Origin of the sequence: Vibrio hepatarius (assembly GCF_018860525.1) — a bacterium.
In the GTDB taxonomy this organism is placed as follows: Bacteria; Pseudomonadota; Gammaproteobacteria; order Enterobacterales; family Vibrionaceae; genus Vibrio; species Vibrio hepatarius_B.
On sequence record NZ_JAHKPM010000059.1, the window covers coordinates 1 to 22,203 of the forward strand.

At 39.1% G+C, this 22,203-nt stretch carries 29 protein-coding genes; 13 read left to right on the top strand and 16 right to left on the bottom strand.

Features of this window, described 5'->3' with window-relative positions; genetic code table 11:
• Nucleotides 1-37 precede the first annotated feature (37 nt).
• Nucleotides 38-220, top strand: coding sequence for a hypothetical protein (locus KO511_RS16635; RefSeq protein ID WP_215988533.1), 183 nt, complete (start codon nucleotides 38-40; stop codon nucleotides 218-220).
• Between the two features lie 143 nt (nucleotides 221-363).
• On the opposite strand, the gene KO511_RS16640 is transcribed toward KO511_RS16635, so the two are convergent.
• The 6 genes from KO511_RS16640 to KO511_RS16665 all read right to left on the bottom strand — a co-directional run bounded on the left by KO511_RS16640 (nucleotide 364) and on the right by KO511_RS16665 (nucleotide 4,122).
• A complete protein-coding gene (locus KO511_RS16640; RefSeq protein WP_215988534.1) occupies nucleotides 364-2,028 on the bottom strand; it encodes a hypothetical protein in 1,665 nt (554 codons plus the stop codon).
• 358 nt (nucleotides 2,029-2,386) lie between these two features.
• Nucleotides 2,387-2,737, bottom strand: a complete 351-nt coding sequence (locus KO511_RS16645) for a hypothetical protein (RefSeq protein ID WP_215988535.1) — start codon at nucleotides 2,735-2,737, stop codon at nucleotides 2,387-2,389.
• A gap of 26 nt (nucleotides 2,738-2,763) precedes the next feature.
• Entirely contained in the window at nucleotides 2,764-3,108 is a 345-nt protein-coding gene (locus tag KO511_RS16650) for a YopX family protein (RefSeq protein WP_215988536.1), read from the bottom strand.
• A gap of 11 nt (nucleotides 3,109-3,119) precedes the next feature.
• Nucleotides 3,120-3,395 (bottom strand): hypothetical protein, encoded by a 276-nt coding sequence (locus tag KO511_RS16655; protein WP_215988537.1) that lies wholly within the window; start codon nucleotides 3,393-3,395, stop codon nucleotides 3,120-3,122.
• The gene (locus KO511_RS16660; protein ID WP_215988538.1) at nucleotides 3,388-3,612 is read right to left on the bottom strand and encodes a hypothetical protein; all 225 of its coding nucleotides are present in this window, start codon (nucleotides 3,610-3,612) and stop codon (nucleotides 3,388-3,390) included. Before KO511_RS16660 ends, KO511_RS16655 begins: the two co-directional genes overlap by 8 nt.
• Before the next feature lie 12 nt (nucleotides 3,613-3,624).
• Nucleotides 3,625-4,122: an ecotin family protein gene (locus KO511_RS16665; protein ID WP_215988539.1), complete on the bottom strand. Its 498-nt coding sequence runs from the start codon at nucleotides 4,120-4,122 to the stop codon at nucleotides 3,625-3,627.
• Between the two features lie 135 nt (nucleotides 4,123-4,257).
• Here KO511_RS16665 and KO511_RS16670 point away from each other — a divergent pair, with 135 nt between their 5' ends.
• From KO511_RS16670 to KO511_RS16680, 3 genes are all read left to right on the top strand, one after another.
• Nucleotides 4,258-4,677, top strand: a complete 420-nt coding sequence (locus tag KO511_RS16670) for a hypothetical protein (protein WP_215988540.1) — start codon at nucleotides 4,258-4,260, stop codon at nucleotides 4,675-4,677.
• Nucleotides 4,640-4,954 carry a hypothetical protein gene (locus KO511_RS16675; protein ID WP_215988541.1) on the top strand — a complete coding sequence of 105 codons (315 nt, stop codon included), beginning with the start codon at nucleotides 4,640-4,642 and terminating at the stop codon, nucleotides 4,952-4,954. The genes KO511_RS16670 and KO511_RS16675 overlap by 38 nt, the downstream gene beginning before the upstream one ends.
• A gap of 63 nt (nucleotides 4,955-5,017) precedes the next feature.
• Nucleotides 5,018-5,593 carry a hypothetical protein gene (locus KO511_RS16680; protein ID WP_215988542.1) on the top strand — a complete coding sequence of 192 codons (576 nt, stop codon included), beginning with the start codon at nucleotides 5,018-5,020 and terminating at the stop codon, nucleotides 5,591-5,593.
• A gap of 160 nt (nucleotides 5,594-5,753) precedes the next feature.
• On the opposite strand, the gene KO511_RS16685 is transcribed toward KO511_RS16680, so the two are convergent.
• Nucleotides 5,754-5,969 (bottom strand): hypothetical protein, encoded by a 216-nt coding sequence (locus KO511_RS16685; RefSeq protein WP_215988543.1) that lies wholly within the window; start codon nucleotides 5,967-5,969, stop codon nucleotides 5,754-5,756.
• Nucleotides 5,970-6,360: 391 nt separating this feature from the next.
• Here KO511_RS16685 and KO511_RS16690 point away from each other — a divergent pair, with 391 nt between their 5' ends.
• On the top strand, nucleotides 6,361-6,711 hold the full coding sequence (locus tag KO511_RS16690; protein WP_215988544.1) for a hypothetical protein: 351 nt from the start codon (nucleotides 6,361-6,363) through the stop codon (nucleotides 6,709-6,711).
• A gap of 61 nt (nucleotides 6,712-6,772) precedes the next feature.
• On the opposite strand, the gene KO511_RS16695 is transcribed toward KO511_RS16690, so the two are convergent.
• Nucleotides 6,773-7,306 (bottom strand): hypothetical protein, encoded by a 534-nt coding sequence (locus KO511_RS16695; protein WP_215988545.1) that lies wholly within the window; start codon nucleotides 7,304-7,306, stop codon nucleotides 6,773-6,775.
• Between the two features lie 288 nt (nucleotides 7,307-7,594).
• Between KO511_RS16695 and KO511_RS16700 the strand changes: the two genes are divergently transcribed.
• Nucleotides 7,595-7,864, top strand: a complete 270-nt coding sequence (locus KO511_RS16700) for a hypothetical protein (RefSeq protein ID WP_215988546.1) — start codon at nucleotides 7,595-7,597, stop codon at nucleotides 7,862-7,864.
• Between the two features lie 147 nt (nucleotides 7,865-8,011).
• Here KO511_RS16700 and KO511_RS16705 read toward each other — a convergent pair whose 3' ends face one another.
• Both KO511_RS16705 and KO511_RS16710 read right to left on the bottom strand, forming a co-directional pair.
• A complete protein-coding gene (locus KO511_RS16705; RefSeq protein ID WP_215988547.1) occupies nucleotides 8,012-10,963 on the bottom strand; it encodes a hypothetical protein in 2,952 nt (983 codons plus the stop codon).
• 360 nt (nucleotides 10,964-11,323) lie between these two features.
• Complete coding sequence (locus KO511_RS16710) at nucleotides 11,324-11,566, bottom strand: non-canonical purine NTP pyrophosphatase (protein WP_215988548.1); 243 nt, start codon at nucleotides 11,564-11,566, stop codon at nucleotides 11,324-11,326.
• A gap of 140 nt (nucleotides 11,567-11,706) precedes the next feature.
• Here KO511_RS16710 and KO511_RS16715 point away from each other — a divergent pair, with 140 nt between their 5' ends.
• Nucleotides 11,707-12,069, top strand: a complete 363-nt coding sequence (locus KO511_RS16715) for a hypothetical protein (protein WP_215988549.1) — start codon at nucleotides 11,707-11,709, stop codon at nucleotides 12,067-12,069.
• Here KO511_RS16715 and KO511_RS16720 read toward each other — a convergent pair.
• Entirely contained in the window at nucleotides 12,044-12,262 is a 219-nt protein-coding gene (locus KO511_RS16720; RefSeq protein ID WP_215988550.1) for a hypothetical protein, read from the bottom strand. The genes KO511_RS16715 and KO511_RS16720 overlap by 26 nt on opposite strands.
• A gap of 292 nt (nucleotides 12,263-12,554) precedes the next feature.
• On the opposite strand from KO511_RS16720, the gene KO511_RS16725 reads away from it, so the two are divergent.
• Nucleotides 12,555-14,117, top strand: a complete 1,563-nt coding sequence (locus KO511_RS16725) for a hypothetical protein (protein ID WP_215988551.1) — start codon at nucleotides 12,555-12,557, stop codon at nucleotides 14,115-14,117.
• Nucleotides 14,118-14,921: 804 nt separating this feature from the next.
• On the opposite strand, the gene KO511_RS16730 is transcribed toward KO511_RS16725, so the two are convergent.
• A complete protein-coding gene (locus tag KO511_RS16730) occupies nucleotides 14,922-15,311 on the bottom strand; it encodes a TraR/DksA family transcriptional regulator (protein WP_215988552.1) in 390 nt (129 codons plus the stop codon).
• Between the two features lie 170 nt (nucleotides 15,312-15,481).
• Complete coding sequence (locus tag KO511_RS16735) at nucleotides 15,482-16,051, bottom strand: hypothetical protein (protein ID WP_215988553.1); 570 nt, start codon at nucleotides 16,049-16,051, stop codon at nucleotides 15,482-15,484.
• A 570-nt stretch (nucleotides 16,052-16,621) separates the two neighbouring features.
• On the opposite strand from KO511_RS16735, the gene KO511_RS16740 reads away from it, so the two are divergent.
• Nucleotides 16,622-16,987, top strand: coding sequence for a hypothetical protein (locus KO511_RS16740; protein ID WP_215988554.1), 366 nt, complete (start codon nucleotides 16,622-16,624; stop codon nucleotides 16,985-16,987).
• A 48-nt stretch (nucleotides 16,988-17,035) separates the two neighbouring features.
• Here KO511_RS16740 and KO511_RS16745 read toward each other — a convergent pair whose 3' ends face one another.
• Together KO511_RS16745 and KO511_RS16750 are read right to left on the bottom strand one after the other, a co-directional pair.
• Nucleotides 17,036-18,466, bottom strand: a complete 1,431-nt coding sequence (locus tag KO511_RS16745) for a hypothetical protein (RefSeq protein WP_215988555.1) — start codon at nucleotides 18,464-18,466, stop codon at nucleotides 17,036-17,038.
• 1 nt (nucleotide 18,467) lies between these two features.
• Nucleotides 18,468-18,743, bottom strand: coding sequence for a hypothetical protein (locus tag KO511_RS16750; protein ID WP_215988556.1), 276 nt, complete (start codon nucleotides 18,741-18,743; stop codon nucleotides 18,468-18,470).
• A 393-nt stretch (nucleotides 18,744-19,136) separates the two neighbouring features.
• Here KO511_RS16750 and KO511_RS16755 point away from each other — a divergent pair, with 393 nt between their 5' ends.
• Both KO511_RS16755 and KO511_RS16760 read left to right on the top strand, forming a co-directional pair.
• Nucleotides 19,137-19,631, top strand: a complete 495-nt coding sequence (locus KO511_RS16755; RefSeq protein WP_215988557.1) for a hypothetical protein — start codon at nucleotides 19,137-19,139, stop codon at nucleotides 19,629-19,631.
• Between the two features lie 101 nt (nucleotides 19,632-19,732).
• A complete protein-coding gene (locus KO511_RS16760; RefSeq protein WP_215988558.1) occupies nucleotides 19,733-20,029 on the top strand; it encodes a hypothetical protein in 297 nt (98 codons plus the stop codon).
• 177 nt (nucleotides 20,030-20,206) lie between these two features.
• Here KO511_RS16760 and KO511_RS16765 read toward each other — a convergent pair whose 3' ends face one another.
• Nucleotides 20,207-21,037: a DNA adenine methylase gene (locus tag KO511_RS16765; RefSeq protein ID WP_354668177.1), complete on the bottom strand. Its 831-nt coding sequence runs from the start codon at nucleotides 21,035-21,037 to the stop codon at nucleotides 20,207-20,209.
• A gap of 68 nt (nucleotides 21,038-21,105) precedes the next feature.
• On the opposite strand from KO511_RS16765, the gene KO511_RS16770 reads away from it, so the two are divergent.
• Together KO511_RS16770 and KO511_RS16775 are read left to right on the top strand one after the other, a co-directional pair.
• Complete coding sequence (locus KO511_RS16770) at nucleotides 21,106-21,855, top strand: hypothetical protein (protein WP_215988559.1); 750 nt, start codon at nucleotides 21,106-21,108, stop codon at nucleotides 21,853-21,855.
• Between the two features lie 94 nt (nucleotides 21,856-21,949).
• Nucleotides 21,950-22,171 (top strand): hypothetical protein, encoded by a 222-nt coding sequence (locus KO511_RS16775; RefSeq protein WP_215988560.1) that lies wholly within the window; start codon nucleotides 21,950-21,952, stop codon nucleotides 22,169-22,171.
• The last annotated feature ends 32 nt before the right edge of the window (nucleotides 22,172-22,203 follow it).

Below are 22,203 nucleotides of genomic sequence, written 5' to 3' on the forward strand. Positions count from 1 at the left end.
ATAGCATTGATGCATATCAAACTTAACGGGTATAGAAATGATAAATGAAATTGAAGGTTTAAAGACTGAAATCGACGCAAAGGTTTATGTTGTAGAGCAAGCTGCGAAAGAGCAAGGTCGTACTCATCTTGATATCGATATTGACTTTGCTGAAGCAATGCTTTCAATTTTTAAGGGAACAGTTGCTGATAAAGTAGCTCAAAGTGAGAGTGCAACTTGAAGCAATTTATATAGGTGTTCGATCTAAAGACCCCTTTCCCTAAAGAAATAATGGGTCAGCTACAAAAACAAGCAAAACCGAACCTCACCAAGCCAAAAATGAAATAACAAAGCCGCTCTGATTGAGCGGCTTGTTTTTTCGCATCAATATATGTTTATTTCGCAACCAACAACCTTGAGGCAATATTCTAGTGGGTACTTTTCTGCAATTTCTGGACTTACATAGGAGCTACCAATAGCTCTGTATGGGATTTGCACTTCTTCGATACCAAGTTCATCCCAATTCAAGCAGTTAAGTTGAGGTATATGGAAAACATTTCCTTCAAACTCAATTTCCCAGACATTAGCGTATTTTTCGCTAAAGAATTTACTAAACTTGCGCGATTCGTTCTTGTGCCATCGCTTTGCTTTTAGGGCATTTTCATTAAAGCAATCGTAAACAGCATATGAATTAGCAAAGAGTGTATGTAGCCCTTTAGCCATGCTGTCTGGAGATAGGCTTAATAGGTATCGAACAATTGCTGCCTGATATGTTAGCTCATCACTTTTTACCACAACCTTGGCCTCTGGGATTAGGGTAGCTATACCGACTTGCCCTAAATGGCAATACAACTCAGTGATAGACTGATGAGACTGTAGCGGTACTCTGATCTTATATTCTGCCACGGCCTCAATGATTCCGATGATTTCATTAAATCGAATCATATCTGTCTCATCAAGCATATATGGGTTTTCGCGCTTAATTAACTTAACTACCTTGGCGTCACCCTTATTGATGGCAGAGATCAGTAGGTCTGACTTAACGCCATAGATAGATTGACCTACTTTATAGCAAACCAGTTTTCTATTTTTTATATATCGATTAAGAACGGACAGGGCATCAGAGACTTCTTTAGGTGAGTTTTCAAGAAGAATTGCCGAGTACCGACCGTTTGTTCGCAATTCTTTCCTAAATGCCTTTCTCGCTTTCTTTAGCTCTTTTTCTGCAAGTTCTTTTTCTGAGCAATGATTTAAGTAGTCCCTGTAGTTTCTATATCCATTAGAGGAGTATTGTTCGTCAAGGATTTTTTCAATCAACGAAATGACGTTTGAGTTGAAAACATCGATTGGGGTCATAGAATAGGGGATGTTAATCTCAAAGTCGTATGAGTCTCCAGAAACAACTTCTATCTCTTCAGACTCAGAGAAGGAAACCAGAGTTTTGTGCTTCTCTCCGAACTCGGCATTCATCATTTTACGAATGAAAACTCTGGCACCAGAGGCACCAGATTCTGGTGAGCACTTTGGTGTTGCGATATCAAACAAACACCATGCCACACCTATTGCGTTTAGGTTTTTGTCTGTCATAAATTTTGCAACGCGATCAATTGGCTCTGACTCTGGTAGATAAAGTCGGTTATTTAGAGCGTTAGCTGTATGTTGAGGGTAACCATTGGGTGTGAGTGGGGTAAAGTTGATCTCAATAAATTCTGACAAAGCTTGAACTCGTTTACCAACGACCTCTTTGCCGCCGGATGACGCATTTCTCTTCAAGATAATGAGTTCGGCTTTTTCAGTTCCATCGCCTGCCAATAGCCTTTGAATAACAGTTCTGTGGCAGCCTGTTGCTTTCTCAATATGGTGCAATGCTCGTAGTGGTGGCGTGGATGCGATTGTTAAATGTTTTAGGATCAGTTCATCTTCGGGAACTGGCTTGTGGTATTCATAGTTCCCTAATTCAGGGTATTTATGTAACAAAGCTGAAATGGCAGAAGAGTTATTGCTACTCATGAAGTTTGCCAAAGACTTTCTTTCAGTGGACTTATGCATCGTTGGTTTCTCGAAGATTTTAAAAGGAAAAGGCCGCAATCAAGCGGCCTTCTAAGGTTCTAATAAAGATACAATCTAACAACAATAGTTATTAAATCGCACTGAAGAGCTAGTCTTCGGTTGTCATTATAGTGCCTCAAAAGTATTAAAGCAACATGATTTTATACAAAAACAGACACTTCGAAAAATTGGTTTAACTAGGGTTTTTGTGGTATTATTGTGACAACCCCCAAGATTGAAAACCAAGACTATGCTAATTCATTTCGATGGGCTGACAAGCTACTGTGTGGAGGGTGCATGGAGTATCCGTATTATCTAAATTAATTATGCATGAGCGAAAAATCGCTCATGCTATTTTTTAATCGATTAATTCTGCAAGGTGAGCTACACCGTGATCACATGAATACACGATCTGATGAGTACAAACTTCAGTATAATACTCGTTTTGTATTAGCCATTCTGGGAACTGGATGGTTGCGTCACTATTGAAACTTGTCTTTTCAGGCTTGTTATCAGGGAGTGCTTCTTTCATCCATTCTGAATAAACATCAACAAGAATTATGGTTTTCAGAAGAACAAGCGATCTCTCTACGGTGTATTCTTTGCCTTCACCGTACATCAAGTTCAATACACTACCAACTTTGTATATTTTTCCATCCAAATCATGCATCTTAACTGTTCGCCATGTCAATAATATCTTGATTGCCATAGGTGTTGCCAAACACTTCCATCGCTTTATTGATAACGCCTGCGTATGCAAAGTTGCCAAAATGGGCAGTGGTTATATTGACCAAGATTAAATGTTTCAAAGCAAAGATCTGGTTTGAATTTTACCACTGCCTCTCGTGGCCTGTTTTCTTCATAGCCATTAACATGACCCCATCTGACTAAATCTGTTTCATAGATTTCGACACCATGCATATCTAGGAGGCCAGTAAACTGTGCAATAGATTTAGGATCTACAAAGTGCTTTTCCCCATGGTTAATAATTACTGGTGTATCTCTCTGGCTATCAATGCCGCCGCCGTAAACGTATTTACCAGTCTTGATGCAAACACCACGAAACTTTAACTTTCTCAAGATTTAAAACCTCATACATTTAAATATGAAATAGCAGCGCCACCAAGCGCCAAAATAATGATTGTAGCGCTAAAGAATCCAATTATATCTTTGATTAGAAGGTAAACCACGAATCCGACAGCGCCACCCCAAAACGGTAGTAATTCTGGCTGCATCAGTTGTGAGTAATCGAAACCTGCTAGGTGATCAGTCGCGGTGCTTAGAAGTTCTTTCCCGTTATCTAATGCTGAGTCTGCTAATTCAGCAACTTCAATGGTACTGAAGATTTCTTTCAATTTATCAATCATTTCTATTTGTTTTATCTGTTTTATCTGTTTTATTAAACAACATCATAGCTAGAGGCCTAACTGATGATTTGTTAGTTCTTTCTTTCTTTTGACTGTCTAAGATGTCGGTTTGTTTTGTTCTTTTAGCCACAGAGACACTTTGGCTCTTCTTTTTTAGAGATGAACTTCTTTCAGATAAGAAGCTTTCCCATTCAGTAAACTTGACGTACATGCTCATTGAGATTCCTTATTATTGTTCTTTTGTACTCGTAGGTTGCCACACTCTAACGTCCATCTCAACTTCTGATGGGGTGTAGACAACGATAGGTAGGCGGCTGTTGTATCTCATCAAACCTTGAGTCTGAGAATACAGCATCTTTAATTCAGGTTCTTCATTACAAAACATCATGGTTGAGGCCATAGGGAGTTTGTCATCGAGGGTGTAAGTTCTGTAGCCCCAACCTTTGACTGTCTCTTCTGTTAGCTCTCCAAACCATCCTTTCACGTTGCAGTCAGCCATAGTGGGCTTTTTAAACATTAGTTCTATTTTGGCGTCGTACTCGTTAACTAGAGGAGACAGGGTGACTATGTGTCTCATAAAACCACTTGGTGCCTCTTTGTACATTTGAATGTTTTTCTGTTCCAACTTTAGCGGGGATTCTCCGATCTCATGGATAACGTCAGATGCAGATGCTGAAAAACTGAATATTGAGGACGAAGCCACTAAAGCAATTGATTTAATAGTCATAAAGTTTAATATTTTAATTTAGGTGTTTTACAAGGTTAATTATAGTGTTTAGTTCTAATAATACGCTAGGTTATATTGAAGAGTACGCGTTGTGTGGTAAGATAATGACATGTGACACATCAATAGGGTAATACCTTGAAAAAAAATAATAGAAACAAAGATGAAAAACTAGGATCGTTCGAGGTAAGCGACTGGTGTGGTCTTTTTACTGAAAAGCAATTCATAGAACTTTTAGAATTGACAGCATCTCACCCAAAGTCTAAGACCACAGGTGCGCTCTATGATTTTTTCGTTAACGGAAACACTGCTTATCAAGTTCACCAAGAGCATAAGCTAAATTACTCAGTTGTGAATCGTGGGATTTGGAACATTGTGAAACGCCACATAGACTTGGTTGAGTACGGCGGTAAGTACGCTGACAAGCTACCAGCGATTAAGGCGAAGCCCAATGAGTCTAATTCAAAAAACAACGAATTGAACTCGGTAGATAGTCAAGATCAAGATAATGGTGAATTGCATGAAGCAGAAGGAATTGTTGAATCTCAAGATTCGTAACTACCTCACCAAAGATCAATTAGAACTTTCAGCCCGTTCTGCTATTAAGGCGACGGGCTTTTTTTCTAATGAAAGAGGGGAGGCTTTAGTTAGCGAGATTATAAAATCATGGGATTGGGACAAAAATGAATATGAAATGGCAGAATCTCTTTGTGAAGCCGTAGACTGGTTAAGGTTGGATGGGGGAGCTACGGAACTCATGGCCTACTTCAGGTACTATGTTCATAAAGAGATCAAAGAATTGATATTATTTAATGAGGTCAACGAAAGTACTTGAATTTAAGTTATTGCTATGGGGTTATTGTTTCAACGAAATAGTTTAAAAGAGTAAAAATAAAATATGCAAAACCACATCCTTCTTTGGTTAAAACTAGAAACTGGTGGCCTTTCATCTTTAGGCTCAGAGTATTTTCCGATACTACAGGTTTCTGCAATTGTTACAGACACTGAGATGAACGAAATCACATCTTATCGGCAAGCCATCTTTCAAGAATCGTCAGAAATCGATAAATGTAGTGAAAAAGCGCTTCAAATGCATAATGCAACGGGGCTTATCGATGAGGTTCGTGAGTCTGGTGTCACCTTAAAGCAAGCTGAAATTGATATCATTGAGCTACTTGTAGAGGCTGGCGCTGAAGCTTCATCTCAAGGCGTCAATGTTGCCTTTTTGGCTGGGCAGAATGTTTCAGCTCATGAAAATCAGTTTCTGATTTATCAGATGCCAACCTTGAAGAATTTTCTTCACTTTTCTAACCTAGACATTGCTGCAATTGGGTTAGCGCAAAATCTTTGGAACCCAGAGTCGGCCTCAGAGATGGGGGTGTACACTGATTGGAGTGATGATTCACCAAATGCAAAGATAAGACGAACAATTCAGTCAGCTAAGTATTACAAAAATAAAATTGAAAATTTATGAGGTCTCTGATTGACGCCTTGAGCTTATTCGTGATGTCTTTGTCTAGTCTATCCTTTGATAAATATGAGGATATTGGCAAAAATGAAGTTAGGTATTAGCTTTTAGACCATTTTTCCCAGTTGGGAAGAATGGTCAATCAAATAGTACGATTAAGAGATTGTCATAAGAAACACCATTCCCTCGAATCACGACTGTACTCATAAATTCCACCGTTGACATCATAGCCTTCGAATCTTGGGTCGATCTTAATAAGGTCAGATTCAGTTAATCTGCCGCTCAAATGATAGATTTCCTCACTGGTCATTTGGTTGCTATTGTCGATAAGTTTGAACCAAACCCAGCCTGAGTGATTGATCGTTGGTTCGGTTAACCTCATGTGAATTTCTATCTCCATATCATTTTTTATTTGGTCAAATTTTAAGCCGCGTTCTGTACGGGGATACGCTATTGAAAAATAGATTGTCGTTCATTCCTAATGGTGGCTTAGGCGGATTGGGATCGTGCTTGATTTTATACTTCTGAGACTTACCGATTTAAACTAGGTGATCAAACCTGATCACTTAGTTCCTGCTCGATACGCGCTTTCATAGCCCGTTTAGCCATATCAATAATGGTTTTGCCCTGTTTATCTCGCCCACCGACCATCAAGTCTTGTGATCGATGGAGACGAACTTACCCATTATTGAATTGAAATTGTTTGGTCATTATTTTCACTTTTTCTATTTCTATACCTTTGCGTAATTATTATAGTTTAACAAAAATTAAGAATGAGAATATTGAAAAAGGGAGTGATCGCTGCTCTAGTTGGCTTTATATGCATTGGTGCGTCAGCGATGGATGAAGATAAAGTGAAGCATCTAGCGACTTCGAGTGTAATTGGGTTTACAGCCAACGGAATTTTCCAAGACTATGAAACTGCATTGGCGTCTTGTGTAGCTATTGGTGTTGCTAAAGAAGTTTATGATAAAATTGACTACAGAGGTTTCTCTGGTTCAGATTTGGCTGCGGACGCATTAGGTTGCGGCATTGGTGTTATTAGCTCTGAATTCCTAGGATTTCAATTGGGGTATAAAGAGTTGGGGGACGCAAAGATGGTGACTTTTAACCTAAAATTCTAAAAAAATGCTGCTCGAAATGCGAGCAGCCAAATTTGTATAGAGAACAGAGTAAAATAGGGTATTAGATGCCTAGTTTTCCTTTTGATTCTGCAATTAATTTTTTGGTTGACTCAGGCACTTTGTTTGCAAGACCAAGCGCTGATAGTAGGGCTGCATCTTTTTCGATTTTCTCTAGGCTGCGCTGCGCTGCAACTTCCTTGAATTTATTAAAGCGCTTTTCCAGCTCTTTCTCTAGTACCGCAAATTCTGTCGGTAATTGCTTAAGAAGCTCGATGTCATCAATCCAGCCAAAATCACCTACTGAGGTCGTTTTACGGACTTCAAGTTTAGATGAGGTAAACTTAGGCTTAAGTGTAAGCATATTGATGTAGTTGTTGGTCTCACCTTTTATCTGAGCAAGAAATGCTACTTCAATGTCGCTAAGGAGAATCGAGTAAATCGGCGTAAGCTGAGCTGGGGAGTCGCCACCTTTCATATGCTCAGGCAGATCATGCAAACCTACTAAAGAGATGTTGCGTTGCTGAACGTACATACGACCTTTTCGACCTTTAGTCTTTTTACCTTCGGTTTGTTGATGTTCTTTTCTGTTCGTCATTGTTTTTACCCTGTTATTTTCTAGATGCTAACATAGCACCATTATCAATTCAATACTTTTTTTTATGTTAGTGGTAGGGTTGATTAATACCTAAGAGTTTTTTTTGATGCATCTATGAACCTATTTCCGATCACTGTAGTGCCATAAAAATTAAAATCCTTGATTAAAAATCATTAAAATCAATAATTTGTGCAAAGTTATTAATCAACATAAGTTATGTTTTATACTAGCAAAAAAATTGGACAAGTAAAGAAAAATACTTGCATTCATGTGCTAAATGCAGGCGTTTTGAACAAAACAAGAAGACCAGAGAGTAAAGTGAATACAGATAATTACCAAAACAGAAAAAAGAAAGGGGCGAGGCCTGCTAAAGAGCCTCAATGTGCTTACAATTACGCAGTATGGAATGTGACTTCTCACCGCCTTATCAGGCGATGCTTCTTATTTCGTTATGTTCTTTTACTTGTATTGAGTTCTTCTTTGGCGTTTCCAGTTGTACTTAGACATATCGCCGCGCCAAATGTCGTCAAACACTATTTTTCTGCCACATGTTCTTGAATACAATGCCCCATCATGTCTCCCTCAAATTAGGGTCGCGACTTCCGTGGTGACACACGGATTCGCCCGAGAATAAAGGCGTAGCCAACAAAAGAAAAGGAGCTGAAATAGCTCCTTTGTGTCTTATCATACAATCAGCTACGAAGCTTAATTATGCTCTAGTGAAGAGTCAAAATCAGCCCCATTCACCTCAACCCAAACCATTGTGATGGATGTAGCTACCAAAAGAAGGTATTTGACCACATTGTATTTGCTAGGAATAATTAGTGCGGCTTCCGTCCTTTCTGACTGCAACTCGAAGCTCTTCGGAATTCCCCCATGTCGCTTGCAGAATCCAATAGCGTCCATAATGAAGTTTTGCATTGAGGAGTCCAGTGTAATCTCTCCTTCAGTATCCATATCGGTAATTGATGACGTATAGAGAGCCATCTCCTTGATTAGGTGTTCTAGTGGTTCCTTACTTAGAGAATCCAGATCAGAGCCTATTTTCTTTAGAGCGGTTAACGCTTTCTGAGCAGAATCAAGATCAAAGTCTTTCTTTCTGGTTTGAATTAGGTGCGTATCTTCCTCTACCGCAATTAGGTTGCCGCCATGCAACCTGTGAAGCACGGAGGAGGTTAGAGGGCTGTAGTTGATGTGATTGCCTGAGCATTTGCTCATCAAAGATTTGTTGCGCCACACAGACAACATTTCGCTATCCAAATTGGTAGGGAGATCTTGTTTAACTACACGAGATACCCTGATCGCAGAAGTAATTGATGAACTTTGCTCGAAGTAGATTTCAACAGCGCAGCCATGAATCTTCTCAGCCTGCTTTAATTTCTCAAATATCGCTCTTTGAAAGCTTTTCTTGTGCGTTTGCTTTTCTCGGTCTAGAGCAAAGACGGTCGGTATGTCCATTGTGTCTTCAATTTCGCCAACTACGTGCAATGAGTTAAAAGCAAGATCGTGAGATTTTACTGAGCCTTCGATGTAATTGTAAGGTACAGGTCGCAACCATAGCTGGAAGTCTTTCTTATTCATGCTGGACTCTAGGAAGTCTTTTTGAATCTTTTCTATGGTGCTGTTTACATCTTTACGACTGACTGTAGTCGATAGTCTAGAACCAATAAAGCCACCAGCTCCCTGTTCAAAAATTTCAGTATGGTTAGGTACAATCTCCCACTTACGAGCCTGAATCAGTTCGACAAAATTGAATTTCTTATCGAGACCAAAGGCATAGCCTCTCAAGTGCCATGGGATTAGGGGACTCGTCATAGAGTAGTTTTCGCCTACAAACTTGCTTCCTAACTTCATAGACTTCCTTCTGATGCTTTTGATTCCACACACAATAAGTGATGCGTAAACGGCACCAAACACAATTGAGTCAATAGGTGGGGCAAAGTTTGAATAAGCTAGGTATATTCCTGCCGAGATAAGCGTAAGCGCTACTAAGTAATCTAGCTTGTTTCTTCGGTCGTTAGGGAAAATGGTGTAACTGAAAAATCCCATCCCAATACTGAATATTATTGAGTAGTAATAAGTGTTGCTCTCTATGTAGCTACCTTTAAACCATAGGTGGTGGTATGTGATCAGGTAGGTAAATAGAGATAACCCTACAATGCGAGTAAAGGTAGTAGGGATGAACATAAGCAAAGTAATCGCTGCTGCCACGTAAATCACGTTTAAGTTTGATGCATTAAACGCTTTATCGGGAGCTAGGTAGTAGACAATACTTTTAAGAGCAGTATCAAGGTTTCCCCAGTCATTATAATTCACTGACTCAATCGTGTTGGTGTTAGTCGTCCCTAGTACTTGAGTGCCACGGATGTTAGCTACACTTGCGATGAGGCAACCCAAATGCTCAGTCACCTTGTCTTGAGTAACGATAATTGCTGGATACTTAAGTTCCTCTTCTGATGGGTCACTAGTTGTGAGGTTTAAGTAAAGTATTCCGCCTCCAGAGCGGAAGGAAGGTGAGTGAGTGATAATATTCACTCCTTCAGGGGGATTCATGCTGATATTGCTATGGGTGCAAATTTCAGAAAAACAGTATAGGTTCAAGCCGCCGTATCGTCTTGCTGCAACTGATATATCAGAAGGTGTCAGTTCAACATAAGAGGTAGAGTTAAGCGGATTCGAGAAACTATTATTTGGCTTGATGCCAATCCCAGAAAGGATCGTGCTCTTGTCTGTGTATTCAAGCTCTGTGTATCTCTCCCCCTCATAAGTTAGTGAGGACAGTTTCCATAGTACGTATGAAGTGATTAGCTCCTTAGTTTTAGAGCTATACCTATCAGGGAATAGAACAATGTTCTTACGAGACTTCATCGTGGTGTTAAAAGCTTGCCATTCGCTATTCGGCATAAGAAGGAGGGTAAACAGGTCATATGTTCGCCCATAAAGATAGAATCCATCCTCTAGCATGTTCTTATCAGTAAGCTTTATGACATTGTAGTCTACCAGTGCTGAGTATACCGTCTGACCAATAGCTGAAACTGATGACTCTTTAACAGACCCTACTGGTAGCTCACCCATCTTGCGGTTCGAGAAGTAAGACTCTAGCTGTTTGCTGGATACAGACTCGCTGGCATCAACTATGAATGTATTTTCTTGAAAAAGAGGTAGCTTACCTGATAAAGACTGTGCTGCTTTAAGGTCATGAGAGATAAGGATCAATGTGTCAGCATTGTTTAGGTGCGCATACGCATTTACAGCCTCATGCTCTTCTGGGGCAAAGACGTTAAGTCCAGAGATATCATATGTAGGGGATGTAGAAACACGAATCAACGCCACTTGCTCTTTTTCGGACTCAATAAGCATACGGGCTTCATTAAGGCCGATAATTGGAGTGGACGAAGTGGAGGTTTCGATCTGTTGAGTATTTTGGTTCTGCTGTGCTACGACGTTAGAGTCTGATGAATCAATAAAGGCGCATACCAATAAAGCAATAACGGCAAACATGGTGACGTCTTTGTTTTTAGTTGCGATTACCTTGAGTGCTGCAACGAAACCGACAATAAACAGATAGACCCATTGAATGGCTGAGGTTGCTGCTAAAGGTGAAGCTATGGCTGGCAAAGAGAGCAGGCATGTTGAGAAGAGTAAAAGTCTACTCATAGTGTACTTAATCCTTAAATATTTCGGGGGCTGGTAGCTTTATTTGTCATTATATTACCACATTGGAATTCAAAAAAGCCCAAGAAATGAACTTTAAACTCTTACTTTATATTCTCATAGTCGGATAGCATTTTCATAGCTATCAAATGGTCTGTTGAGATCTTTATCGCCAAGCAGATCAAGCTCATACAAGGTGCTATCTGAACCATCAGGTTTAAAGTATGGGTCAAATCCGAATGCATCTTTTGGTGGGATAGGGCACGGTTTAAAATCGCCTAATATGACCCCTTGATATACGCTTAGGGTTCCATTATTGATCAGACCTAGTGTCGTTATCCACGCAAGACGCGATGGGGTGCTTCAATCTTGAAGTTCGCAAAGTTTGTATCTTATGTCAGTAACGCACTCCCCGTCGATCTCCAAAACTGCATCTTCGACAACACAGCCTTCTCCAGCCTCAAGGCATTTGTATTTGATGACTGTTATGGGGTCATCTGATGCCACCTCTTTTAAATCTAGACCGAGGGCGGCGGTGATATAATTGTTTTGCAGTAGGCGACGAAATTCACCTAATTTCTTTTGGTTACTAGTGACAATTTTCATTTGCTTAACCTTTAAGTCGCTGTCAGGTATTGTGTTTTATTGTGCCGACGACATTTTGCTTAATCAAGAAGTCTTTCGTTTTTTGATCAGTGATGTAAGATGGTTGGAGTACTTTATTTTTTTTTGAGAAGGTTATGAGCGTGAGATTTGAACTAGAGCAACTAATCAAGAATATCGATAGACTGTCTGAGTCTGTTGTAATGGGAATAGTGAATTTCTGCTCAATCCTATTGTCGGCTGGGTTCTGTGCAATTGGCATTCTTAGTTATTTTGGGTATGTGACTAGTGGTTTAAGTGTCACGCAAGAGTTCGCGTTAATTTTACAACCTGTTGTTGTGCTTTTTATCTGCATTGAGGCCACATCGCTGGTGGTTAGGTCAAAAATCAGAGACTATCTAAATGAAAAAAAACCAGAACACTCAATAGTAAAGTTAGTTCTGGCTTCTCCGATAGATATTGGCTCAGGGGCACGGACGGCTATGAAAGAGTATTTGAACCCTTAACCTTCATGGCATTGTACTTGAGCGATACTTCCTGATAACTTTTAGCTTTCGAGGATTGAATTTTTGGGATTCCGTCTTCTTTTGTTTTGAGAATCCAACCTTCCGTTGCTGGCATGGATTGGTTTTTTTCAAGAGCGTTGTTAAAGTCCGCTTTCGCTTTCGCTTTCGCTTTATCGATTTCTTTTTCAATCATTGTTTAAGACCGTATAAAACATTGTGTTAGTGCAAAAATTAACAACGCACTAACTTAAGTACAAGTATTTCAATCCTTGGAAGTGATGAGTTTGACGGTTACTGCTCAAATTATTACCTTTTTTTAAAAAACCGTGTATAGATTTATCGATCAGTTAAATGTCTCGATCACAACAAACCGCTCGTGCACACTCAAGTGCAACCATTGCTATATAGAGCCAGAGCTTTTCAAAAGTAAAGAAAGAATCACAATAGAGCACTACAAGAAAGTGTTTGATCAGGTGGAGCGATTAGTGAAGCTTGATAAAAGGTTAAAGAACATCGAGTGGGAGGTAATTGGCGGAGAAACCACCATGATGCCATTTGAGTTCTGGGAAGAAATGCTTCCTTACACTCTCGATAGAATTGAGAGGATTAATCAATTCTGTGAAAAGAAAGGCAGCCTAAACTTTTTAACGAACCTCATCTACAAGGATAAGCGATACACCGACTTATTTAACCAGTATGGCGATCATGACTTATTCTGCCTGTACACATCTTGGGAGCCTGACACAAACCGATTTGGCAATAATGACAAGATGTACCCAAGATTCAAAGAGACCTTAGCGTCCATAAATGCCAAAGAGAAGATTCTAGATATCATACTTACCAAAACGGTTTGCGAAATGGAGCCTGAAGTAATTATTGAGGAATTCGATAAGCTAGGTATTACGGATTACTCAATAAAGCAGCTATCACCATATGGTTCTGGTAAGGAATTCTTTAAGCATAACATGGTTAGCTTTGACAAAATGTCAGAGTTTTTAACCAAATTTCATCATGCAAAAAATCGCCGAAATGCAACCTTCACCCCATTGGAGGAAATGTATGGCGCGATGAGTCACGGCACGGCTTTTCAGTGTAATGGAAACTTCAAATACGACTTAAGTATTGAGCCGAGCGGGTTGACTCACTTCAATGCAAACCAAACGATGGGGGATATGGTAGGTGGGTTTAAGCCTATCTTTGTTGATGGCCATGATTGGCCTGTTAGGGTTCTTTTTGAGAACAGCGGAGAGGAAACTAACAAGTTAACCCTGAAGCGGAGCGAATGTGTGCAGTGCGAGTACTTAAGATATTGCAACGCTGGCTGGTATCATTACAAGTTGTTATCCGAAGAGGATTACAGGAAGTTCGCTGGAGATGAGTGTTCTGGATTTAAAAAGGTTTGGGATTTAGCTAAGCAATCAGGTTTCTTCCATGATTACACAGAGATTAATCACTTAAAAAGCTTGGGGCGCGCGATGGTAGCCGATGCAAGCAATAAGAGCCTGATTAAGGAAAAGGATTTTTCTGACAACTATGAGTTATTTATCGATGCGATAGGGCGGTCAGGCCACATAGAAATGAAAGCTGGATCTCTATTTGGTAAGTCTCCTTTAGAAAGAGCAATTGCTTATGAGTCTTTGGGGTGTTCATACCAAATCCCACCTTTCAATCTCATCTCCCCAGACCTAGATATGGTTAACCATATTATCTCTGGCGTTCTTCCAAGCGCTAAAGCTGACAGGGCAGAGGTTTGGAGGCTTGTATTAGGTAACTTACAACATGCCGACATGAGGGTCGTAGCTGAATGTTACAGCCATATCGCTAAACTACTTGGGCTTGAGTTAATAAAAATACCCAATGGGTTAGGTGAGCTAGCTGTTAAAGACAGGAGAAATGAAGAAATTTATAAGAATCTGCTGGATTGGCATTTTGTGGACTTTATTGATGGGCTGTATTCGAAGGAGAGCGAAGATGAAGGTGATATGTACCTTTCTGAGTTAGCTAGGATGGTGTTTGTTGAAAAAGCCTCATCCAATTTGCATATTTAATTGTGCATCTTCATGCGCGGCAATATAATGACAAAGGCTTGTTCTCGCGAATAAGCCTTTTCATAATTTCTCAAAAGACGCTTACATGACTGTTGATGTAAAAAGTAAAATTCAAGAAGTGACTACTCACCGCCCGTTGGGCGATGCTTCTTATTTCGTTAGCCAATGCTCGATAGTATCGAGTCTTACGCAGCTTCCATAAGCAGAAACGACTGTCCAGCCGCTTTTAATTCTAGAATACCTTTATCACGGATATTAAGGGCGGCATTTAGATCCCGATCTATATCTGTGGTGCCACAAGAGCGACAATATGGAGAAATTGTTGAGTCAATAAAATTGGCAAATGGTGTTCAGGGGAATGATGTGCCGTTAGACAAGTTTAAGATTCCTAATGATTTTCAGACCGAAATAAAAAATGAAAGGCTCCTCAAGTGTACGGATATATATCGTCCGCATGAAAGACCTAAATTCCGATAAAAAAGTATTAAGGGATCAACTATTGATCCCTTAATTATTATGGTTATATCCACCCAAGATTAAGACTTTTTCAGGTTCCAACAAATAACTCTCTAAGATCCGTTTGTCTGGAATTCATCCTGTTTGCAATTTTTACGTCTAAATCCCCAAGCACGGACATAAGCTTTAAGCTCACCGTTTTCATAGCTTAGATTGCAAAGGTCTCTAAAAGTATGAGGGTTAGCGTGATGAAATTTGTAATCAACGTAACCAGCGATTCTCTCTCCATCTAAGAGTAAATCATACAATTTGGTGTAATCTTCACATAAGGTATATGGCATTTACTGGTTATTGCGCTTGCGCAACATGACGGCCTACTAATGCCTGATCCTGACTACAGCTAGAGCAATGTGTAAGGTAAGGGGCTGTTTTCAGGCGACTAGCCTCAATTTCATCCCAGCAGCTACGACAAAGACCGTACTCTTTGTCTCGGATATACTGAAGTGAGGCTTGGCAAGCAAGGATGGTTTGTTCGGCCTTTCTGATTAGAGATGTGTTAAGTTGCATCTCTGTTGTGCCATAAGAGGTATCGATAGGGTCTGCCTGTCTTTGCATCTCAGATGAATTACTGATTGCTTCTTTTATGGACTTTATTGCAGATCGTTGATCGTTGATGATCTCATTCAAGGCGGTTTGTGCTTGGACTAGATCGATTTCGTTTTCTACGTTAGCGGACATGTACTCTTTCCTTTTTAAAAAAAAAGACATAAACCCAAAAAAAAACATACACTTACACATTGGGCAACGTCGGAATTGTCGCTATATTACCACAAAACTTATTTATGTCTATATTTTAATAATTAAAAAAGCCCTCCAGTGGAGGGCTAAAAGGGTGTACTTAAGAAAAATTAAGCATCAATTGCGCTCATAAGGTTGTTGATGACGCGCTCACGAACCATGTGGCTAACATCACTTTTCTTTTGAACCTCAAGTCCTGCTTGTTTTAGAGCTTCCTCTTCTCGCGCCTTGGCTTGGTGAATTTGTGTTGCGAAATTCTTGTGGATATCTTGACCGATTCCGCCATATAGGTGGTCTAAGATGTCGATGAGCACAGTAAGTGTGGTCATCTTAGTTCCTTTGTTAGATACAGGGTTTTTGTATCTGATTGGCTTTCTTCCCTCTGAAGATGGGTTGAAGAAAACCTTTGATTGCACTGATTTAGGCATCAGCATAATAAGTGCTTTAGATTGTACGTAAAGAGAAACATCAGTTACGTTATCTGTTTTATATGCCTCAATCGCGAGGTCTTTAATTAAAGAACGTGTAGCCTTAGTGTCACCGTTCTTGTGAGCTAGCAATGCTTCATAAATTGCTGGCTGAAGAGATGCTTTCGATGTTAGATCCCCGAAACGGAAAGGGATCGTAACTTGGTTAGTCGCTTTTTTTGCTTTTTCAGAAGTTTTGTTTACTGTTGTCATATGTCTAAACACCCTGTTTTTCTTGACATAACCCGCTTTTGCAGGCTGTAAGTATCTTTAATTAGAACCGATTGTGTTAATTTTTTATATTAATGCGATGTGATACTTCTGATATTGTTATTCAAGGAGAGATATTAAATGCAATTAAAAATATGACATATCCGAATGTTTCCCTCACATGAATATGTTTCTATATTACCACGATAGGCAACGAGTGCAATAGATTTATCATGATAATTGGTTATTTTTTTGAATCAACGTCCGAATAATGCCATGTTGCGCACACTTTTCGCGAACAAACCCTAAAAAAAAACCACCCAAAACAATATTAAACAGCAACTCAAGGCTTCGATTTTGAATCTTGTTTAATAAATGTTTTGTTAATAAAAATACACAAACTGGCAATATAAGGAGAATGAAACCTATCTGATTTCAGTGGTGCATTATTTTGCCAAAAGAGGCTCCATACTTAACGCTAACGTAAGGTGTGGTAAAAAATGTCGCAGGCAAACAATCGTTGATATAAAATGATGGACATAGGATAAGATACCTTGAGTAAGTAGAGAAATCATGAGCAGAACCACCGATAGTAAAAGTAAGGCAATCCCGCCTCGCACAGACTTTTCGGTTTCGTCATATTACAAAGAGCTTATTAAGGCATTAAATGACGAGTCTTTGGATAGGATGTACGAGCAGCGCGAGAGGATACTCAATGAGGTAGGGACTTTTCTAAGATACGGATACGGACTTAGTAGTGCGGAGGTTTCTGCTGCAAAAATGAATCTATGGAGCGCATACGGAGATAGGCAGGAAGACTTTGATAGCAATTCGATTGATGTTACTCAACAACGACTAAAATCACTAGATGCCAGCATAAGTAATGAAAACCTTTCGCCAGAAGAAAGGCTATCAATAGTTTTAAAAGCCATGAGTTAAGTCAATAAAGAAAAGGAGTCCCCCTCCTTTTCTTCTTAATTAGGAAGGCTAGACTGCTAGTCGCCTTGGTGCATCATTCTTAGGGCTATTTTGTTTATTGATTACAGACTCTAGTGCTCTCCCAGAGTGAACGAGTGCCGCGATATTTTCGACACCTACCGACTTAACAAGATCAAATTTATGACATGAAGCCTTTCTTATAAGGTTTGGTGACTTACTTTCATTTGCAAAAACAGCATCAGGGGCGCTCTTAATCCCAAGACCCTCAATTGACTTCTGAGAAAGCTGAATTACATTCATTACCTCACGCATAACCTTCTTATCATCGGATAGGATAGCCGACAAAATATGCTCTTTGATTAGGCTTACGGTAGAAGATTCTTCCTTTGGCCTCTGGTAGCCACCTTCCCCGCGTGCCAAGCACCTCCTCATAAAATGATCAACTTGTTCATACTCTTGTTTATCAAAAACCACATTATTGTATAATTTTTCAGTAACAAGAGCTGATCTTCTCTGTCTATCATCGTATCGGTAGGTAGCATGGAGAGCGTTTGAAATATAGTCGAGTAAAGGGAGAACTATAATAGCAATATCAGTTTGTTGAGCATTATATTTCCCTGATCTAATATCTGACACTACTTGCAGCTTAAGCATATCTTTATACTGTTCACCACTAATTAGACCCGCTGCTTTCATTAGGTCAATAATCTCAACTTGACTTAACGAGGATGCATGTTTGGCGACGTTCTTTATCTCAGCAACGAGGGTCTCTTCATCCCTAAGTTCAGATTCTTTTGTATAGAAGTCAATTCCGAGTCTGTTATATGCCGCAATAACAGATGCAACATCTATTTCCTGACCAGACTTATTAGTAATCCGACCTGATGTGTATGTGCCAAACGTTCTCTCAAATATTTTGTCCCATCCGTTCTTAGCCTCCAATAAAAGCCAGTGCCATGTACCAAAGATAGCAACATTTCTTATATTTTCTTCAGTTATCAGGTTGGTAAGGGTCTCGTGCGTTGTTCGGTAATCAGTGAAGAATTTGTATAATTGCTCAACTGACTCGCCTGTGACTATGTTTTTGATTTCTTCAAAGCTTCCTTTGGCTGCCTTAATTGCTTCTGGAGCAAAGTCAGAAATTATAGGGATAGTAACCAAAGATGCTGTAAGCATATACTGACCAACCTTACCTAAAAATTTAGGAGCAGTTCTAAGTTTTTGACGCCACTTAGCACTCGTTCTAGCCTTTATTGCTGTGTCTAGAATTTCATCCTGCTCATCAATTAGATGGTTCAACTTAGCTTCAAAATCTGTTAATTCTGATTTAGTGTTTTTAGGGATTTCTCCCTCTATTATTGATAAATTGTTTTCAATCGAATTTGTATCAGTGTATTGCGCTAATTCAAGGTCAAACATGTGAGCATTAGCAAGCTTTTCATCCAGATTATTATCGATAGATTGGGTGTGTTGGCTCATCTTAGTAATTGATGGATTTTGAGATTTTATTTAGGTTTTCAGCGAATTTACTAACTTTTGGTAAGACCTCCCTACTATAGTCTCTATTGTTCGCAAGGATAGCTTCTTCGGCGAGGGCAAGCATTACTGCTGATTGAGCAATAGCTCTCTCTAGAGACTTAGTTAAGCGGGAATTTACTTGATTGTTTTTTCCTGCCTCAGCTAAGGATAGTGCATCACTTCTTATTGAAGTGATAGCGTAGTTTAACTTAAAGGTAATTATGCGATCAGTTGACATTTTACTTAAAGTATAGAGAAAATCCCAACCGAATTAAACTAGTGTAGGTTTTCGTATGCCTAAACTGTAGAGTTTTCGCTAGATTTATCGACTTCATTCTTCCAGAAATTGAAACGATATCTTCTTGTGGCGCTGATAAGGCCACCCATCTTTTTACTTTTTTTGCTTGGTTTATTTGGCGCTTTTCTTCTAAGTCTCATTTTGATTACTTGTTTTTATTGTTTAAAATCAAGTGTTTATGGAATGCTTGTTGTTTTTAGTAAGTATGTTACCACTCGATTACTTTCTTTTTTAAGTGTATGGGTGGAAATATTGACATTAAAGTTAGCGCAAGCTATAATAAGAACCATATAGAGATTAACAATCAAGTTTAAAAGAATCAGAGGATTTAATATGTTTTTTAAAGTAGCGGAATCAGCTAAGTCAGGTGATACATTAATCGGTAGTTTTTCAGTTCAGGGTAAAAGCGCTCGTTCTTATAAGGCTCTTCGATGTCTATCTGTCCCAATGGAAGATGTGAATGCTGTTCTTCATAAAGTGATCCTAGAAGGGAAGGATAAGGTTGAGGCAAAGGATGTGATGTTTCTTAAGCTTAAAGAGAAGCAGGCTAGCCGCGGCAGCCTTGAAGTGCTTAAAAAGGGTGCACGAGAAGCTGTTGGCTGGGTTCCGTCAGTTCAGATTCTTCACGAAATGGGGCATGAATTCCAGCAGTTCCTGTTCTTTGTTAATGAGCTTAAAGACAAGTTAGTGGCTGATCTCACCAAAGATAATGGTGCAGCGCTTTTTTCTAGTGTTAACGAAAACCTATCTGTCATCCTTAACTCAGATGTTAAGCTAAGCAGCAAGGATAATAAAAAACTGTCTGATTCGCTCTCGTTAATCGCCTGAAATTCAATCAAACAGCAATGCGACAGAAATGTCGCATTGCTTTTATGTTTATTTTTCATTATATCGCCACACAAACCTGAGCAAAATATGGCAAGAAAAAGTTGAAACATCTACCTACACAGTTGAATGATAAAAGAGAAGTGTATTTAGGTACTAGCCTAGAGAAATTGGATGAGTTCTATGAACTGGGTGACTTTGGAGAGGCTGTATTTACCGATTCATTGAATGTCCCAAAGGATGATTCATACAGGAAGGAATTAGAAGGATTCACAGGGATGGTACTAATGGCAAGGCGTATAGATTTGCCTACCTTAACCTTGGTTGATCGATCTGAAAATGGAGCGTCTTTCTATGTATTAAATAAGCCCGTACACCCAAGTAAATTTGTAGCAATCTGACATATATAAGCCATTTAAAGTAGTCCATCGACACCTAAAGCATTACAACTTGGAACAGAGACATCTAGGTAAGTGGAGGATAGAGAATACAAAAATAGCTGTATTTTGTTCGAGAATGAACTCGATGCTAATCTTATGTATAATCACATGACGCTTATACCTATATCTTTACTTAATTTAGGTTAAGGGCGCAAAAAGAAGCGCCCTAATCCTCTCAATTTCTTTTCGTGAAAATCCCTTGAAGGCTATTATTCCTTTGGCTCGTTCTCTTTTCCCATTACAAGAAATCATTCGCGGCATAGTGTGTTGATAGCACATAAATCCTAATGATTTGTAAAGATCTCTAATGAATGGGGTGTCAGCATTTGTTAGAACACACTTAGAGGGGCTATCTGCTGCCAATTTGGCTGATAAAAATTGATCATCCGCTGTGAACCCAGACTCTGAGTACGAAACAAAGCCTCCGCCATCATAAGGAGAGTCGATAAACACAAAGTCATTGGAATTAGTGCTTTTTAGGCTCTCAGTATAACCCTCACAAACAAAGTCCCATTTCTCAAGAGATTTCTTATAATCACTAAAGTCAGAAAAAATTATAGGTGATTTGTATTTTCCATAAGAAACATTGAAAAAACCGCTTTTATTGAATCTGCAAAGACCATTAAAGCACGTTCTATTTAGAAAATAGAACGCTTCGGCGGCTTCCTTTCCAATCTCTCCCAATGAGATCAACTCATTGAACCTAGCTTTCACATTATTATAAGACTCGAAGCTATTGCTTGGTGGGTTTTCGTTAAACTCTGGCTCATCTCTTACATGAATATGAAGGTTGATTAGATGCTGGTTTATGTCAGACAGCCTTGCCGACTCAGGATTTACACCCAGGGCAATAGACAGGGCACCACAATATGGTTCAACTAATCTAGTACATCCGCTGTTTTCATACAGTTTTTTCATTGTGGGGGCGATAGTTCTCTTTCCGCCAGCCCATTTTAGGTAAGGTGTTATTTAAATTTTGTCATTTTATTGCCACAATATATATTAACTAGAAATTCGCATTCAAATCAAGAAATCTTATGAGTAATAAAAACGGATTAACAAAAGTTCATTCAAATATTTTTCATGCACCTACATCGTTTCACGAGTATGTTGTTGAAGCTAAGCAGGATGTTTCTCAAGAGCAAGAAAGCACTCAGGATCTGACTATATTCGATGTAGCCTTCAGGAAGCACAATAAAGAGTTTGCAGACGGAAGAATTTTTGGGGGATACGATGAGGAGGGGAAATATTATGCAGTTACAGTATCCCCATACTTCGAACAGTTTGAAAGTCAAATTGAGAGCGGCATTAGGGGGGTTGTAAATGCACTTAAGGGTAAAGGTTACTTAACTTGCTCAAGTTGTTATGGTCACCCGAAGAGATCTATGGTTACCATTTGTTTTCCGTCAGAGGAGGCTAGAGGGGATTTTTCAAAAATTATTACAAAAGCAGACATACCTACACTCGATTTAACGTTTAAAGACACCATGGTGAATGTAGGGGTAAGCCTAGATAAGAAAGGTAGGGTGAATTTCACTAAAAGTTTGGAATTTGATCACTCATTTGAAAGTCATAGGAAAATGGAGGTAGATACATTTAATGAGACGTTTTTCCGTAGTTATGATGAGTATTTATTTTTACAAATATCACTTGTGGATGACTACCATCCTTACATAAACCCAATAAAGTTCATAAGAACAATAAAATACTTGCCGTTAAAGGATAAGCTACTGAATCAACTAGAAAACCTAGTATTATCAGATGAAGTGCCTATGTTTCTTCAATAATTAAAACAATAAAAAAAGATGACACATGTCATTCTTTTGATTTGTTACTTTTTTATTTTCTTAGTTTTTAATATGCTAAAAATAAAATTTACTTATGGCAGGAACAAACCCTAGTGAAATAAATATTAGTTTCACACCAGAAGACAGTGATATACACAGAGAAGAAGAAAACATAATAGTAGTTGCTATTAGTGGAAAAAAAATATTCAAAAAACCCTTAAGTGAGGATAGTTTAGAGCAGCTATGTGAAAATCTGTCAGAAGCTTTTTCTTTTTTAGCAGAAGATGGTGTTGTGGATGTCGATTTTAAGGTTTAATAAGTGCCCCCACCCCGTTCAGGGGTGGGGTT

Coding starts and splice junctions, on each gene's coding strand:
- KO511_RS16635 (WP_215988533.1), top strand. CDS start 38: ATGATAAATGAAATTGAAGGTTTAAAGACTGAAATCGACGCAAAGGTT.
- KO511_RS16640 (WP_215988534.1), bottom strand. CDS start 2,028: ATGCATAAGTCCACTGAAAGAAAGTCTTTGGCAAACTTCATGAGTAGC.
- KO511_RS16645 (WP_215988535.1), bottom strand. CDS start 2,737: ATGGCAATCAAGATATTATTGACATGGCGAACAGTTAAGATGCATGAT.
- KO511_RS16655 (WP_215988537.1), bottom strand. CDS start 3,395: ATGATTGATAAATTGAAAGAAATCTTCAGTACCATTGAAGTTGCTGAA.
- KO511_RS16660 (WP_215988538.1), bottom strand. CDS start 3,612: ATGAGCATGTACGTCAAGTTTACTGAATGGGAAAGCTTCTTATCTGAA.
- KO511_RS16665 (WP_215988539.1), bottom strand. CDS start 4,122: ATGACTATTAAATCAATTGCTTTAGTGGCTTCGTCCTCAATATTCAGT.
- KO511_RS16675 (WP_215988541.1), top strand. CDS start 4,640: ATGAAGCAGAAGGAATTGTTGAATCTCAAGATTCGTAACTACCTCACC.
- KO511_RS16680 (WP_215988542.1), top strand. CDS start 5,018: ATGCAAAACCACATCCTTCTTTGGTTAAAACTAGAAACTGGTGGCCTT.
- KO511_RS16685 (WP_215988543.1), bottom strand. CDS start 5,969: ATGAGGTTAACCGAACCAACGATCAATCACTCAGGCTGGGTTTGGTTC.
- KO511_RS16690 (WP_215988544.1), top strand. CDS start 6,361: ATGAGAATATTGAAAAAGGGAGTGATCGCTGCTCTAGTTGGCTTTATA.
- KO511_RS16695 (WP_215988545.1), bottom strand. CDS start 7,306: ATGACGAACAGAAAAGAACATCAACAAACCGAAGGTAAAAAGACTAAA.
- KO511_RS16705 (WP_215988547.1), bottom strand. CDS start 10,963: ATGAGTAGACTTTTACTCTTCTCAACATGCCTGCTCTCTTTGCCAGCC.
- KO511_RS16710 (WP_215988548.1), bottom strand. CDS start 11,566: ATGAAAATTGTCACTAGTAACCAAAAGAAATTAGGTGAATTTCGTCGC.
- KO511_RS16720 (WP_215988550.1), bottom strand. CDS start 12,262: ATGATTGAAAAAGAAATCGATAAAGCGAAAGCGAAAGCGAAAGCGGAC.
- KO511_RS16730 (WP_215988552.1), bottom strand. CDS start 15,311: ATGTCCGCTAACGTAGAAAACGAAATCGATCTAGTCCAAGCACAAACC.
- KO511_RS16735 (WP_215988553.1), bottom strand. CDS start 16,051: ATGACAACAGTAAACAAAACTTCTGAAAAAGCAAAAAAAGCGACTAAC.
- KO511_RS16740 (WP_215988554.1), top strand. CDS start 16,622: ATGAGCAGAACCACCGATAGTAAAAGTAAGGCAATCCCGCCTCGCACA.
- KO511_RS16745 (WP_215988555.1), bottom strand. CDS start 18,466: ATGAGCCAACACACCCAATCTATCGATAATAATCTGGATGAAAAGCTT.
- KO511_RS16750 (WP_215988556.1), bottom strand. CDS start 18,743: ATGTCAACTGATCGCATAATTACCTTTAAGTTAAACTACGCTATCACT.
- KO511_RS16755 (WP_215988557.1), top strand. CDS start 19,137: ATGTTTTTTAAAGTAGCGGAATCAGCTAAGTCAGGTGATACATTAATC.
- KO511_RS16770 (WP_215988559.1), top strand. CDS start 21,106: ATGAGTAATAAAAACGGATTAACAAAAGTTCATTCAAATATTTTTCAT.
- KO511_RS16775 (WP_215988560.1), top strand. CDS start 21,950: ATGGCAGGAACAAACCCTAGTGAAATAAATATTAGTTTCACACCAGAA.